Origin of the sequence: Cobetia sp. 5-11-6-3 (assembly GCF_013374055.1) — a bacterium.
Lineage (GTDB): Bacteria > Pseudomonadota > Gammaproteobacteria > Pseudomonadales > Halomonadaceae > Cobetia > Cobetia marina.
In genome coordinates, this window is the sequence record NZ_BLWJ01000011.1 from 173,662 (window position 1) to 188,066 (window position 14,405).

At 46.7% G+C, this 14,405-nt stretch carries 11 protein-coding genes and 4 pseudogenes; 10 read left to right on the forward strand and 5 right to left on the reverse strand.

The features are described 5' to 3' along the window. Positions 1 to 111 precede the first annotated feature (111 nt). Both HXS66_RS16210 and HXS66_RS16215 read right to left on the reverse strand, forming a co-directional pair. A complete protein-coding gene (locus HXS66_RS16210; RefSeq protein ID WP_176504063.1) occupies positions 112 to 249 on the reverse strand; it encodes a hypothetical protein in 138 nt (45 codons plus the stop codon). A 42-nt stretch (positions 250 to 291) separates the two neighbouring features. Then, on the reverse strand, positions 292 to 591 hold the full coding sequence (locus HXS66_RS16215) for a hypothetical protein (protein WP_176504064.1): 300 nt from the start codon (positions 589 to 591) through the stop codon (positions 292 to 294). A 185-nt stretch (positions 592 to 776) separates the two neighbouring features. Between HXS66_RS16215 and HXS66_RS16220 the strand changes: the two are divergent. Continuing rightward, positions 777 to 1,934 (forward strand): annotated as a pseudogene (locus HXS66_RS16220) (IS3 family transposase); the annotation flags it as partial. A 348-nt stretch (positions 1,935 to 2,282) separates the two neighbouring features. Here the strand turns inward: HXS66_RS16220 and HXS66_RS16225 are convergent. Together HXS66_RS16225 and HXS66_RS16230 are read right to left on the reverse strand one after the other, a co-directional pair. Beyond that, complete coding sequence (locus tag HXS66_RS16225) at positions 2,283 to 3,299, reverse strand: IS30 family transposase (protein WP_176504065.1); 1,017 nt, start codon at positions 3,297 to 3,299, stop codon at positions 2,283 to 2,285. Positions 3,300 to 3,354: 55 nt separating this feature from the next. After that, positions 3,355 to 4,082 (reverse strand): annotated as a pseudogene (locus HXS66_RS16230) (DDE-type integrase/transposase/recombinase); the annotation flags it as partial. Between the two features lie 117 nt (positions 4,083 to 4,199). On the opposite strand from HXS66_RS16230, the pseudogene HXS66_RS16235 reads away from it, so the two are divergent. Then, positions 4,200 to 5,096 (forward strand): annotated as a pseudogene (locus tag HXS66_RS16235) (IS481 family transposase). Here the strand turns inward: HXS66_RS16235 and HXS66_RS17520 are convergent. Beyond that, positions 5,076 to 5,284: pseudogene (locus HXS66_RS17520) on the reverse strand (IS481 family transposase); the annotation flags it as partial. The pseudogenes HXS66_RS16235 and HXS66_RS17520 sit on opposite strands and share 21 nt — an antisense overlap. 109 nt (positions 5,285 to 5,393) lie before the next feature. On the opposite strand from HXS66_RS17520, the gene HXS66_RS16240 reads away from it, so the two are divergent. The 8 genes from HXS66_RS16240 to rfbA form a co-directional block, all read left to right on the forward strand. Next, positions 5,394 to 6,650 carry an oligosaccharide flippase family protein gene (locus tag HXS66_RS16240; RefSeq protein WP_176504066.1) on the forward strand — a complete coding sequence of 419 codons (1,257 nt, stop codon included), beginning with the start codon at positions 5,394 to 5,396 and terminating at the stop codon, positions 6,648 to 6,650. Beyond that, positions 6,640 to 7,887 (forward strand): hypothetical protein, encoded by a 1,248-nt coding sequence (locus tag HXS66_RS16245; protein WP_176504067.1) that lies wholly within the window; start codon positions 6,640 to 6,642, stop codon positions 7,885 to 7,887. Before HXS66_RS16240 ends, HXS66_RS16245 begins: the two co-directional genes overlap by 11 nt. Then, entirely contained in the window at positions 7,880 to 9,145 is a 1,266-nt protein-coding gene (locus HXS66_RS16250) for a glycosyltransferase family 4 protein (protein WP_176504068.1), read from the forward strand. The genes HXS66_RS16245 and HXS66_RS16250 overlap by 8 nt, the downstream gene beginning before the upstream one ends. Continuing rightward, positions 9,142 to 10,041, forward strand: a complete 900-nt coding sequence (locus tag HXS66_RS16255) for a glycosyltransferase family 2 protein (protein WP_176504069.1) — start codon at positions 9,142 to 9,144, stop codon at positions 10,039 to 10,041. The genes HXS66_RS16250 and HXS66_RS16255 overlap by 4 nt, the downstream gene beginning before the upstream one ends. Positions 10,042 to 10,106: 65 nt before the next feature. Next, a complete protein-coding gene (locus HXS66_RS16260; protein WP_255303316.1) occupies positions 10,107 to 11,492 on the forward strand; it encodes an undecaprenyl-phosphate glucose phosphotransferase in 1,386 nt (461 codons plus the stop codon). A 156-nt stretch (positions 11,493 to 11,648) separates the two neighbouring features. After that, on the forward strand, positions 11,649 to 12,734 hold the full coding sequence (gene rfbB / locus HXS66_RS16265) for a dTDP-glucose 4,6-dehydratase (RefSeq protein WP_176504070.1): 1,086 nt from the start codon (positions 11,649 to 11,651) through the stop codon (positions 12,732 to 12,734). Positions 12,735 to 12,736: 2 nt separating this feature from the next. Then, a complete protein-coding gene (gene rfbD, locus HXS66_RS16270) occupies positions 12,737 to 13,630 on the forward strand; it encodes a dTDP-4-dehydrorhamnose reductase (protein WP_255303317.1) in 894 nt (297 codons plus the stop codon). A 107-nt stretch (positions 13,631 to 13,737) separates the two neighbouring features. Then, positions 13,738 to 14,405: glucose-1-phosphate thymidylyltransferase RfbA (gene rfbA / locus HXS66_RS16275; protein ID WP_176504071.1), on the forward strand; the 668-nt coding region annotated here is incomplete at its 3' end.

A 14,405-nucleotide genomic window follows, 5' to 3' on the forward strand; every position in this document is an offset into this window, starting at 1 on the left:
GTAAGTAAGTAGGGCAGTGATGGAGACTGCTCACCAGACACGCCAAGGCCGCCCTTTGAGGCGGCCTTGGCGTGTCTGAAGCCAGCAAGCGAACCCCGAGGTGCATGCCCCTCAGGCAAGCCATGCCAGCAGGTATCCGTAGAGCAACACATAGCAGGTCTCGAAGACGGTCATCTGCCCACCCACGGAGACCTGCAGTCGCTGGGCGGAGGAGTTCCACAAGGCATCGGCAACCCACGAACCGCTCATCGACATGAAGACGGCTACTGCACCGAAAGCCCATCAGCGCTCTTATGACAGCTCCAGTGGCAGTATTCGTGGCTGCACGAATACTGCCACTGCAAGAATCATCCTTGCCACGGCCCCGGTCGTGATGCCTTGCAGGATGGACCACTCTCGCGCGGAAAAACAGCCGGCCTTGAGTTGTTGAGCATTGTGTAGCGCGAACCATGTCCAAGACATCACGCCGAGCGAACCACACAGTACGCCGATCAGGTCTCGCCACTCTCCCGAGCCCTGCAGAAAGCGAAGTAGAACAAGCGCGTTCATGCAGACGGTTTCCAATCCGACCAGCGTCAGGGACAGGCTCATGGATAGGCGGCTCGCCTGAATATAGCGTCATACGATCTACATCACCGCTACCGGCACCAGTCCGTTGAGCAATGCCGCGATGGCCACGCCTGCGTATTGGACTGCCGCGGTCAGCAGGACGAAATATGATCTTGCCCAGTGACAGTGGACATCCTATTAAGGAAGTACACTGAAAGAGGTAACCCATGGCAAGGCAATCAGCGTCGATGAAGAGGGCTCGTAACCGTTACTCCCAATCCTACAAGGATGAGGCTTCAGCACTCGCCGACCGCATCGGTATCAGTGCCTCCGCCCGAGAGCTAGGGGTGCAGCCCAGCCAGCTCTATCAGTGGCGTGCCAAGTCTCAACAGAAGCAAAGTGTCTCAGTCCGAGAGAAGGCACTGGCCGACGAGAATGTTCGACTCAAACGTCAGCTAGCCGAGAAATCGGATGAGCTTGATATTGCAAAAATCCGCGGTGTACTTTGCCAAAAGCCTGAAGTGAAGTACGCCTTCATCCAGCAGTATCGTCAGGCATTCAGTATTCAGCGCATGTGTGCCATTCTTGGCGTTGCTCGTAGCGGCTACTACGCTTGGCGACGGCATAGCGGGAAACTCTGTCAACGGCAACGCCAGTAGTCCGTTATCGATCAGCGAGTGGCCCAGGCCTACCACCACCGGAAAGGACGCTCAGGCGCTCCCAGATTGACCTTGGATCTGTGTGATGAGGGGCTGTCGATAAATCGCAAAACCGTCGCTGCCAGTCTTCATTGGCAAGGCCTGCGCGCCAAAGCGGCGCGGAAGTGCAAGGCCACCACAAGCTCGCGTCACGCACTGCCGGTGGCGTCCAATCTGCTGAAACAGAACTTCACCGCAAAGGTGCCAAACCAGAAATGGGTCGGTGATATCACCTACTTGGTGACCGACGAGGGTTGGCTTTACTTGGCAGTATTGATCGGTCTGTACTCGCGCAAAGTCATCGGCTGGGCGATGAATGAACGGATGACCGCCCACTTGGCCGCTGATGCCCTGAAGATGGCTCTACGGAGTCGAAAGATGTCAAGAGATGTGATTGTGCACTCAGATCTCGGCAGCCAGTCTTGCTCGGCTCTCTATCAGTCGTTGCTGTCTCGATACGACCTCCAATGCAGCATGAGCGCCAAGGGAAATTACTATGGCAATGCCTGTGCCGAGAGCTTCTTCCACAGCTTCAAGGTCGAGGCGATTCACGGCGAGCGATTTCACACTCGGGAAGCGATGAAACGACATGTGTTCGAGTATATTAAGTTGGACTACAACCGGCATCGCCGGCACAGTGCCATCGGGATGATCAGCTCAGAGGCCTTCGAAGCCCGAATGATCGCTTGGGTGGGTGTCCATGGTTACTGGGTAAGATCAGATGCTGGTGATGCGGAAGTGCCGTTCTGAGCGCTTCAGTTGCTGCAGCCAAATTGATCATCCGGCATCCTACACCTAGCAAAATATGAAAAAACATGTATAATCTTTTATTCTTTTAGAAAGAATACTTTAACTTATATCAATAAGGGCCCGTGCTCTCGCTGCGGTGCCCTTTTTGCCGTCTGGCCTCAGGAACTGTCCCAAAATCCTGGGGCGGTAGCATACCTAAATAAAAATGCTTATGTGTCTCATCCTGCATAGGAAATACAGATTCGAAAAATAGTCTCGGCGTATGCAGTCTCTGAGTGCAACACTCTATTGAATTGAGGGTGATGCTTCATTGTGCTTTGCCATCAGTTCATTCATCACCTCGATAGGGCATTTGAAGTCGAAGCGTTTTCGAGGCCGCATATTCAGCTCGAAGGCAATGGCATCCTGCTCTTCCTGGCTGGTCAGTGACAGATCCTTTCCCTTGGGGAGATACTGGCGAATCAGACCATTGATATTCTCGTTGCGGCCTCTTTGCCAAGAGCTATGAGGATCACTGAAGTAGATGGCGACGCCAGTATTTTGCGTGATAGCGGCATGCCTGGCCATCTCCCATCCTTGGACATACGTCAGGGTTTTTCGTGCTGCCAATAGCATTCTGTTCAGCGCGGCACTGAAGCCCTCTATGGCTGAGGTCGCAGTCGCATCATGCATCTTTGCCAGTATCAAGTATCCGCTACTGAGCTCTACAAGAGTGCCAACCGCTGAGGCGTTGCCTTTTCCCTTGATTAGATCGCCTTCACAATGCCCAGGCATCTCGCGTTTGTCCGTCTCGGGCGGGCGAAGGTAAATGCTGACCTTGTTGGGGATCTGACCTCGCCGGTCTGTCTCACCACGCCGAGGCTTACGCGTACTTTTGCCTTGCCGCAGGCAATGGATGAGCTCTTTGCGCAGTTGCCCAACCGGCAGCGCATAGATGGCGGTGTAAATCGTCTCGCGACAGACGTAGGCGCCTTCAAGCTTGGGTAAATTCATGTGTCGAAGCTTGCCGGCGATCTGCTCAGGAGACAAGTAGCGGCGAAGAAGGTACTCGACAAGTCTGAACCGCTCACTACCGATGGAAAGCTTACGCTTGGGCCGGAAAAAGCGCCGATGCTTGAGTCGCGACACTTGCGCGCGTGCAGCTCGGTAGTCGTTGTCCGGCTCACTATTTCGGCGAATTTCGCGGCTGATAGTGGAGGGAGAACGACTCAGGCATCGAGCAATGGCTCGGAGACTCAGGCCTTGAGAGAGACAAACCTGGATAGTGGCACAATCGGTAATGCTGAGTTCTGAGTATGACATGAGTGCAATACCTTATAGGGAAACTCAGGTGTTGCACTCAAAATCTGCGGCCAAGCTCCATGGCCGAGATCGGTGCCTGATGATGTAATGCCTTCTGCTGGATGCAGTGATTGTAGAGCCAACAGTAACGTTTAGTTCTCTGCTCCAGATCTTCCCTTGATTCGTAGCGTCGAGTCGCCAGTACATCGCTAATACGGCCGTTGAAGCGCTCGACCATCCCGTTGGTTTGGTGGTGCCCCGGACGGATGAGCCGGTGTTCGACAAGATGCTATGCACAGGCCTTGTCGAAGAGATGGCTTCCTGTCGGCTTCCGTTCACCGCCCGGTGTGAAACGATCGGTGAAGCACTTTCCATTGTCTATCAGCACCTTCTGAACCTTGAACGACGCTTTGTCGATAACGCGATGGAAGAACGCCGCTGAGTCCTTCGCTGACTGGCTGGAGCGCACCTCAAGATAGACCCAGCGCGTGGCGCGGTCGATGGCCACAAACAGGTACCGTAGCTGGGTCTCATCGGGCATCTGCGACAGAAATTTGATGCCAAGTGCAGGTAGCCTGGTTCGTAGTCCCGAGAGGACTTGGGTGCCTGCTTGTTGTCCTCCTGGTCCTGATGTGCCAGTTCAGCAAGCGTTGGTACCTGCCGCCTTTTCAGCATCCGGTGCAAGGCAGCACGGGAGAGGGTCGGATGAAGAAACTCACGAGCCACCATGAGGAGATCATCTAGCCCCAGGCAAAGAAACTTTCTGGCGGCGATGAGCACTTCTTCCTGCTCCCTATTGAGGGTGGCTAGGTGTATGGTCCCAGGGTGTAGTGGTCTATAGTATCAACCGTTATCGAAGGAGGACCTATGGCTCAAGTACTTCACAAACGCGCCAAGATCATGCACGTCATCTGAAAAGACATACAGCGATCGTCAGCTTCGATTGCGGAGTTGAGTCGTCGCTACAACCTTAACCCCAAAACGGTGCGTAAATGGCGCTATCGCCATTCCGTGGAAGATGAACGCATGGGCCTCAAGCAGCCAAGCTCTAACTCTTTGACAGATCTTGAAGAGGCTGCAGTGATCACATTTCGCCGCACCACTTGGCTCGCCTTAGATGACTGCCTCTTTGCGCTCCAGCGCTTTATTCCTCATCTGACGCGCTCCAGCCTGCACCGCCTGTATGTGCGTCACGGTATCAGTCAAATACCCCGTCAGCCCCAGAAAACAACGGATAAACCATAGTTCAAACGCTATCCGATTGGCTACCTGCATATCGATATCTGTGAAGTTCGCACCGGAGAAGGTAAGGCGTATGTGTTCGTGGCTGTCGATCGTACCTCCAAGTTTGTGCATGCCAGGCTCTATCGGATAGCTAGGCGGGAGCAGGCCGCTGAATTCCTCGAAGATACGCTTCAACAGCTACCGTATCGTATCCACACAGTACTGACAGACAACGGTGTGCAATTCGCTAAGTGGCGCGGAACAGAGTATTACAAACCGCACCCATTTGAAGTGATCTGCCATCGATATGGCATTGAACATCGTCTGACACGCCCTTTCCACCCGTGGACCAATGGACAGGTTGAACGGATGAATCGGACGATCAAGGAAGCCACTGTGCGCAGCTTTCATTATGCGACCTTAAGCGAGCTTAGTACTCACTTGGAGGACTATCTCTGGGCCTATAACAGTGCTCGTCCGCTGCGTGCGCTCAAGGGCAAAACACCCATTGGCATCATCCTCGAACGTTGGCAGGATGACCCAGAGCGATTCTATCAACATCCCGTTCATTACTTCCCGGGACCATACACCTAGGAGGTTATGACGCGTGTAAGGACGATCATATACGTCGTCTCGATGTCGCCACCGGCAGATGGTTATATCGCTCACGCCAAAGCGCTCCGCCAATACCGTGTACTGGTTGGGATGTAGACAGGAGCGGCCTGGATCTTTGCACGGATCTTGGGTGTGGTAGTCGCTTGCTTATGAAGCTTGATGTCCATCTCGATGCTCCTGAACGAACTGACGAAAAAGCCCTGTGGCGGCAAACAAAGGATAGCTTCTTCTCGTCAATTGAACATCCGAGACCCTGCAATTAATTAGGAATTTAAAGTGTATAACTCAAGATATTTTAATATTGCTATTTTATTATTTGGTGCGATAGGAGGAGCAGGCTGTGCATTTGTTCTACAAGTATTTTTGGCAAGAATATTAACTGCCGAAGAGTTTGGTGTATATACATCAATATTAGCACTTACTATGCTTTTGAGCCCCATAGCACATTTTGGACTAGGGCAATTTCTACTTAAGGAATCGTATAAAAAACCTAATCAATATAAAAATATTATAAAGCCTTTGCAAGCATGCTTGTTTTCAACATTTGGGATAACGATCTTAGTGTTTATCGTGTGTAGCATACTGCTGCAAGATAATGTTTTGTTCGTTGTTCTAATGTCAGGGCATATATTGTCACAAGTTTGTTTTGAAATCATGGTTTCCTTGTTCCAAATAAACAAAAATAGCTTGAATCTTTCTATATTGCAGGGCATACATCATATGCTACGGCTGTTCTTTACTATTGCTGCATTATATGTGTTTAATATAGATGGCTTAGTCTTAGCAGGCCTTGCTTATTTCCTTGTAGGGTTAATCCTATTGTGTGCACTATCCTACTATGCTACTCATGAATTTAGTATGGCTAAGGAAAAAGAAAAATTATCAAATAGCTCTAGTCTAGAGTGGAAAAAAAGAGAAATTATTAAAGGCGCATTGCCGTATGGACTTTCCACGCTAGCCTATTTTATTTATTTTCAAAGCGATATTTTTATGATAGAAAGTCTCGACAGCTCTTATAGTGCAGGTATATATAGTACAGCCTTTACTATTATGACGGCTCTCTATTTGTTTCCAGCAATAGTATTTGATCGTTATTTCTTGCCTCACTTTCATAGACTTAGCTATGAAAATAATAAAAATCTTTATAATATATATTTAAAAAGCACGCTTATTCTTTTTTCTATAGGAATTGCTATAGCGCTATTTATACACAGCGCGGGGGATATAATAATTGTCAACATGTTTGGTGAAAAGTATAGTGATGCAGCGAAATATTTAGATATACTTAGTGTTGGAGTGCCGATGATGCTTACAACGTTCTGTGCTGGAGCTCTACTTGCAACAAAAGATAATGCTAAATATAAGCTTTACGTAATGATGGTTGCGGCAGCTTCAAATGTGGCACTTAACTTATATTACATACCCACGTATTCTGCTACAGCTGCAGCTTGGTCTACCGTTATAAGTCAAATAATCTTAGCCGTTGGATTTGCAATATTCGTATGGAAGGATGTATTCAAAAATGAAGAATAACTATCTGGGTATAAAGCAATATAATAGTTTTTTAAATCTAGAAAAATTAAAAATCGTATCAATATTAATTATTCTGTTCTGTTTTCCTCCCTATTTTTTTGTAGCATTTGATTTTGATTCATTAGCACCAGGCCTAATAATTTCTTCATTTATTATATCATTAATTCTTTGGGAGGAATTCAAAAGTCTTTCTGTGATAGATGTTTTTATAATTGCATCTACCATACTTCTATTAGCTTGTGATTCTTTAATTAGCTTGTTTTTTTTCGGATATAAAAAACCTATTCTGTCAACTATCTTTATTGTGCCTTTTATATGCTCTATACTCATATCTAAATTGCTTTGTCGGTCGAGCACAGTTAATATTATCTCAAGCTTAAATATATTGTGCTTGATTGTACTAATATTAGGTTTTTCAAGCATTATCTTCTCTTTCTCACCAGGAAATTATGGTGCTCTTGAAAAAGATGTCTTCCCATTTTACGAGCAAAGTCACTATGCCCTAGCGCTAGGGATACTAGCATTCCCTGTAGTGTTAACGTCTTCAGGTTTATATTCATCTTTTTTAATTATTATGATCTTTTCTTTAGGGCTTTTATTTCCTAATCTAACAATGATTGTATTCGCCATAGCTTTAACTCCTATAGCCTTAGCGAGGTATGGTTCTAAAATATATTATTCTTTAATTTTATTACTATTTGTAGTCATGCTCCTCATGGTTTTTATATACAGTGATAAGTTAGATTATTTCTTAGGAAGAATTAACTTTTTAGAGAGTGAAAATCTTACTGCACTAGTCTATTTACAGGGGTGGCAGCTATTAATCGAAAGTTTGAAGGAGAGTAATGGAGTTGGTATTGGGTTTCAAATGCTAGGTAGTAACATCACCCCTAATGTTCCTGCGACTGATGTAATACAAGCTTTATATGGAAAGAGTTTCAATTTAGAGGATGGGGGGTTTTTAGCAGCTAAATTAATCTCAGAGTTTGGTATTTTTGGCATACTTTTAGTTGCTTCTTTTGTACTTCTTGTTATAGTTTTTTATATTAAAGTCACTGAAATATATTTAATTTGGCATAGGCATCCAGAGTTATTGATATCTGTTGCCTCGATAGTTGGATTTTTAGTGGAGTTAATGCTACGAGGAGTTGGATATTTTTCACCAAGTCTAATCTGGTTTATAAGTATGGTCTTCTATTTTTTCTATTCTAGAGGGAGAGTTAACTATCATGAATAATGTGGAAAAAGTAATTATACTGAATGACTATGCGACTGTACAAGGTGGTGCTGCACAGGTAGCAGTACTCAGTGCTTTGACCTTAAGTGATAAAGGAATTCCAGTTATATATATATATGGCACAGGAGGTGTAGATGAAAGATTAAAAAAGTCAAACGTAATATGTATAAATCTTGAGCAGTATGATTTGTTAAATAATCCCAGCAGATTTAATTCTGCTGTTACTGGTTTATGGAACTTCTCAGTTGCAAAGAAATTGAGACAAATATTAACGGAACATTATACCTCAGGTACGATAATTCATCTCCATAGTTGGGTTAAATCTTTAACCCCTAGTGCTCTCTCTGTATTATCAAGAGGGAAATATCCAACTGTAGTTACTTTGCATGATTATTTTTCTGCGTGTCCAAATGGCGCCTTTTACGACTATGTTAGCGAGTCGATATGTAAAAAGGTACCATTATCAAGAAAATGTCTGGTAAAAAATTGTGATTCACGAAGTTACTTACAAAAAATATGGAGATCTATACGGCAATTTATTACAAAGAAAAGCGGCATGCCGGCTAACTTTAGATATTTCATTAAGGTTTCAGATTTTAGTGAAAGAATAATATCTAATTTTCTTCATGAAAGTTCTATATTGTTTGATGTTCCAAATCCCATTGAAGTCTCTTCTTCCAAAAATTATGATAAGTTATCAGTTGATCGTATCTCAGTTAATAGCGATGTGATTTATATAGGTCGGCTTGATAAAGAAAAAGGAGTGAGATTACTTTTAGAGGCTTTCAGAGATACAAGCGGTAAAAGCTTACGAATAGTTGGTGTTGGAGCCCTTGAAGACGAGTTGAAGTCTGAACTACACGAAGCAAAATTTGAAGGATGGCAAAATCGTGAGGGAATATTAAGTGCGCTATCGAAGAGTAAAGTACTTGTGTTCACATCAATGTGGTATGAAACCCAAGGTCTAACGGTTTTGGAAGCAGCTTCGGTGGGTGTACCTTGTGTAGTCTCTGATGCATGTGCTGCTCGCGAAAGTGTGGAGGATGGAAAGACAGGTTTGTGGTTCAAATCAGGCGATAGCAATGACTTAAAACAAAAAGTCCAATATTTAATGGATAATCCATTGATCGCAGATGATATGGGTAAAAGCGCTTATAAAAAATTTTGGTGTAGTCCTCCTACATCATCAGCTCATGCTGATAAATTGTTAGAAACATATGAAAGAATACTCGATATTATAGAGGAAGAAAGAATATGACACACTTATTGGTTGTGCCAACATATAATGGACTGCAAGATCTCAAAAGATTAGTAAGTAGTTTGCCATCGTTAAGTAATCTATTTGTTATTGATTCAAGTTCCAAAGATGGTACGGCTCAGTATTTAAATGATATGAATATTGATCATATCATTATCCCGACATCTGAGTTTAATCATGGTGGTACACGGCAGAGAGCATTAGTAGAACGCCCTGGTTATGACATATATGTGTTTATGACCCAAGACGCATACCTTGCTGAATCTGTTGCTATACAAAACTTAATCGCGCCCTTTGAAGATATACACGTCGGCGCTGTATGTGGCAATCAGTTACCTCATAATGATGCAATGCCAATAGGAGAGCATGCACGTGTTTTTAATTACCCCGATATTTCAAATACTAAAAGCTTAGCAGATGCGCCAAAATTGGGCATAAAAACAGCTTTTATGTCTAATTCTTTTGCAGCATATCGAACTACTGCTTTGCAAGCTGTTGGAGGATTCCCAGATCATGTTATACTTGGAGAAGATATGTATGTGGCTGCAAAAATGTTAATGTCACAATGGAAGATTTCTTATCAAGGTAATGCCAAGTGTCATCATTCTCATGATTACAGTTTGATTGAAGAAGGTAAGCGATATTTTGATATAGGGGTTTTCCTATCACGTGAAAGTTGGATCCAAGATTACTTCGGTAGTGCTGGTGGAGAGGGGTTGCGATATGTAAAGTCAGAAATAAGATTCTTAAGTCGTCGCGGAAAATATTGGATTCCTAATGCTATAACAAGAAATGTTATCAAGATGTTGAGCTTTAAATTAGGCAAGAAAGAAAAATATTTGCCCACTAGATTAAAGTCTTATCTGAGTATGCATAAGCGTTTTTGGAAAGTCTGAATAAAGTAATTTACATAAGTATACTCATATATTTTTGTGATTAAATATATGCATAAGGTGAATTAATGAGTTTTAATGATCGAACTATTAGCGGATTCGGTCCCTACACGCATGTTTTTGTGCGGATGACTGATATTCTAGTCGTTGCTTTGGCAGGTTGGTTTGCTTATTGGATAAGGTTCAACAGCATTGATATGACAGAGCGTTATCAATGGGCACTTGTTGTTGGTATGCTGTTATCCTCCATTGTACTGCCTCGTTTTAAATTATACCAATCTTGGAGAGGCAAGCTTAGAGTCATATTAGCGATGAAAGTATTTATTGCTTTCGCATTTATTGCTAGTCTTCTATCAGTTATTTTGTATTTTAGCGGTAAGAGCCTAGATTTTTCTCGTATTTGGGTCATGACTTGGATGGTTCTTTCTGCTTTCCTTGCAATCGCTATCCGAGGTATTGCGTACCCGTTTATCAATATACTCAGAATGAAGGGGGCAAATCGAAAATCAGTTATGTTGATTGGTGATGCTCACTCCTGCATTACAGCGTATGAGCATCTACAGCGTGCACCTTCAGTCGGTTTTGATGTTTCACGTATATCAATAGTTGGGGTTGATAAGGATAACGAACTCTCCAACATAGAATATGATCACCATATCTTAGGGAAAACTATCGAGCATCATGAGGCAGAAGTATGGATATGTTTACCTGTTTCAGAAGGTGCTACCGTACGAGAGATTCAGAAAGATCTAATTTTTTCTACTAGTAATGTAAGATATATGCCTAATTTGTCAGACTTTAGGCTGATTAACCATAGAATATCAAATGTAGCTGATCTTTATATGTTGGATTTAAGTTGTAGTCCAATGACAGGATGGAACGTTCTGTGTAAATCGGCACTTGATCGCATACTGGCTAGTATAATTTTACTCCTAATTAGTCCTATTATGCTATGTATCGCCATAGGTGTAAAACTTTCCTCACCAGGACCAGTTTTCTATCGCCAAGAAAGAGTTGGTTGGAATGGAAAGCCCTTTGATATTCTTAAGTTTCGCTCTATGCCCACGGATGTTGAGAATATGGGAGTGCACTGGGGAGGTGCTAGGTCGAAACAATTATCCCGTTTTGGGAAATTTATACGTTCCACTAGTCTAGATGAATTGCCACAATTTATTAATGTTTTCATAGGGAATATGTCCATAGTTGGACCACGCCCTGAGCGCACAGTGTTTGTGGAGAAATTCAAGAGTGAGATCCCAGGATATATGCAGAAGCATATGGTTAAGGCTGGAATTACAGGATGGGCACAGATTAATGGCTGGCGAGGAGATACCGATCTTGAGAAAAGAATAGAATGTGATCTTTGGTATATTGAGAACTGGTCCATAGCCTTAGATTTTAAGATAATATTCATGACAGTTTTTAAAGGGTTTATACATAAAAATGCCGGCTGAAGAAATTGTTTTTATTCCGATTGCATATTTGATCGTTGTAAAAAATATTTGCGCATTGTTATAGCGCGATATTATATTTTTTAAACTAGTAATCGTATTTCTCTTAATTAGCTCATACGGTTATAGCCAAGCATTAGTTTTAGTTATGAGGGAAGTATGAAGCAAAAGAAACAAGTTTTAATCACCGGCGGCGCCGGCTTCATTGGCTCTGCGGTCGTCCGTGAGCTGATTCGCTCAACTCAACATACCGTCATCAATCTAGATGTATTGACCTACGCGGGAAATCTCGAGTCATTGGCCGAGGTGGCGGACTCTGATCGCTATCACTTCGTGCAAGCTGATATCTGCGATGGCGAGAAGATGAAAGCAGTCTTTGCAGAGTTCCAGCCGGATATCGTGATGCATCTGGCGGCCGAGAGTCATGTGGATCGCTCCATCGATGGCCCTGCGGATTTTATCCAGACGAACATTGTCGGCACCTATCAGTTGCTGGAAGCGGCGCGTCAGTACTGGAAGGGGCTGAAGGAGACCGATGCCGAGAAGGCCGCCGGTTTCCGCTTCCATCACATTTCCACTGATGAGGTGTATGGGGATCTCGAAGGGCCGGAAGATCTCTTCACCGAGACGACTGCCTACGCCCCCAGCTCCCCGTACTCTGCCAGCAAGGCAAGTTCGGATCACCTCGTGCGGGCCTGGCAGCGTACCTATGGTCTGCCGACGTTGGTCACCAACTGCTCCAACAACTACGGTCCGTACCATTTCCCCGAGAAGCTCATCCCGCTGATGATTCTCAATGCGCTGGCAGGCAAGGCGTTGCCGGTGTATGGCGATGGCAAGCAGGTGCGAGACTGGCTGTACGTGGAAGACCACGCTCGGGCGTTGATCAAGGTCGCTACCGAAGGCGAGATCGCCGAGACCTACAACATCGGCGGCCACAACGAGAAGCAGAACATTGAAGTCGTCAAGACACTGTGTGCCCTGCTGGAAGAGCTAGTGCCGGAGAAGCCGGCGGGGATCTCCAGGTACGAAGACTTGATTACCTATGTGACGGATCGCCCCGGTCACGATGTGCGCTATGCGATTGACGCCGCCAAGATCGAGCGTGAACTGGGCTGGGTGCCGCAGGAAACCTTCGAGACCGGCCTGCGCAAGACATTCGAGTGGTATCTGGCCAATGAGAGCTGGTGGCAGCGCGTACAGGATGGCAGCTACCGTGGTGAGCGTCTGGGGACCGGGAGCTGATGATGACGACTTCCCATCGCATGGGCCGTATCCTCATTCTCGGGGGCAACGGTCAGGTCGGCTTTGAACTGCAGCGCAGCGTGGCGCCTTTCGGCGAGGTGAGTGCACCGCGCCGCAGTGAACTGGATGTCAGTGATCTGGCCGCGGTGTCAGCCTATCTGGAAACGTATCAACCACAGCTGATTCTCAACGCCGCCGCCTGGACGGCAGTCGACAAGGCAGAAGAGGAGCGCGAGGGCGCCATGCGCCTCAATGCGGAATTGCCTGCCCTGTTGGCCGAGAAAGCTACTGAACTCGACGCCACCCTGGTGCATTACTCGTCGGATTACGTCTATCCGGGAGATGGGGATCAGCCGTGGCGTGAAGACAGCCCGACGGCGCCGCTATCCGTCTATGGCGAGAGCAAGCTGGCTGGTGATGAGGCGGTATTGGCCAGTGGCTGTCGTCACCTGGTGTTCCGCACCAGCTGGGTGTATGCCGCCCGTGGCAACAATTTCATGAAGACGATGCTCAAGCTGGGTCGTGATCGCGATACGCTGAATATCGTCAATGATCAGATCGGTGCGCCGACTCCTGCGCGCCTGATCGCCCAGCTCACCTGTGAGGCACTGCGCCAACGGATCGACTCTGGGCTTTATCACCTGGCGCCGCAGGGCACCACCAGCTGGCACGGGTTCGCCCAGAGCATCTTCCGCCTGGTCATCACGCAGGGCGAAACGCTGGCGATAGACCCACAGACGCTAGGTGGCATCCCGACAGCGGAATACCCGACACCGGCGACACGCCCACTGAATTCCCGTCTTGTGCTGGCGAAACTCGAGTCGGCACTTGGCCTCGAGCTGCCTGATTGGCAGTCTCAGCTGGCGCTGACACTCAAGGAACATCTGGATCGCTGAGTCAGCGGTCTCTGTCACATTGGCAGATCATCTTCAGTGTGTGGCATCCCGCGGCACCTGATCTTCTTCGAATGAAACGCTACACGTCGATACGACAAGGATTTTATATGGCGCGCAAGGGCATCATCCTCGCCGGTGGTTCCGGTACACGACTGCATCCGATCACTCGCGGTGTTTCCAAGCAGCTGCTGCCGATCTATGACAAGCCGATGATCTTCTATCCGGTCTCTGTCCTGATGCTGGCCGGCATCCGCGAGATCCTGATCATTTCCACCCCGGAAGATCTGCCGCAGTACGAGAAACTGCTGGGCAATGGCGAGCAGTACGGCGTGCGTTTCGAGTATGCCGTGCAGCCGAGCCCAGATGGTCTGGCGCAGGCCTTCATCATCGGTGAGGAGTTCATCGGCGATGACCCGGTCTGTCTGGTGCTGGGTGACAACATCTTCCACGGTCAGCACTTCTCGGATCAGCTGAAGCGTGCCGCGAATCAGCCGAGCGGCGCCACCGTCTTCGGTTACCTCGTGCAGGACCCGGAGCGCTTCGGCGTGGTGGAGTTCGATGAAGACGGCAAGGCCATCTCCATCGAGGAGAAGCCGCTGAAGCCCAAGTCGCCCTATGCGGTGACAGGCCTCTACTTCTACGACAACGATGTGGTTGAGATCGCCAAGGCCGTCGAGCCGTCTGAGCGTGGTGAGCTGGAAATCACCAGCGTCAACAATGCCTACCTGGAGCGTGGTGATCTACGTGTCGAGCGACTGGGGCGTGGTTTCGCCTG

Bases quoted from the DNA above. Each gene is read 5' to 3' on its own strand.
- HXS66_RS16245 (WP_176504067.1), top strand. From the start codon at position 6,640: ATGAAGAATAACTATCTGGGTATAAAGCAATATAATAGTTTTTTAAAT.
- HXS66_RS16255 (WP_176504069.1), top strand. From the start codon at position 9,142: ATGACACACTTATTGGTTGTGCCAACATATAATGGACTGCAAGATCTC.
- HXS66_RS16225 (WP_176504065.1), bottom strand. From the start codon at position 3,299: ATGTCATACTCAGAACTCAGCATTACCGATTGTGCCACTATCCAGGTT.
- rfbB (WP_176504070.1), top strand. From the start codon at position 11,649: ATGAAGCAAAAGAAACAAGTTTTAATCACCGGCGGCGCCGGCTTCATT.
- HXS66_RS16250 (WP_176504068.1), top strand. From the start codon at position 7,880: ATGAATAATGTGGAAAAAGTAATTATACTGAATGACTATGCGACTGTA.
- HXS66_RS16215 (WP_176504064.1), bottom strand. From the start codon at position 591: ATGAGCCTGTCCCTGACGCTGGTCGGATTGGAAACCGTCTGCATGAAC.
- HXS66_RS16260 (WP_255303316.1), top strand. From the start codon at position 10,107: ATGAGTTTTAATGATCGAACTATTAGCGGATTCGGTCCCTACACGCAT.
- rfbD (WP_255303317.1), top strand. From the start codon at position 12,737: ATGACGACTTCCCATCGCATGGGCCGTATCCTCATTCTCGGGGGCAAC.
- HXS66_RS16210 (WP_176504063.1), bottom strand. From the start codon at position 249: ATGAGCGGTTCGTGGGTTGCCGATGCCTTGTGGAACTCCTCCGCCCAG.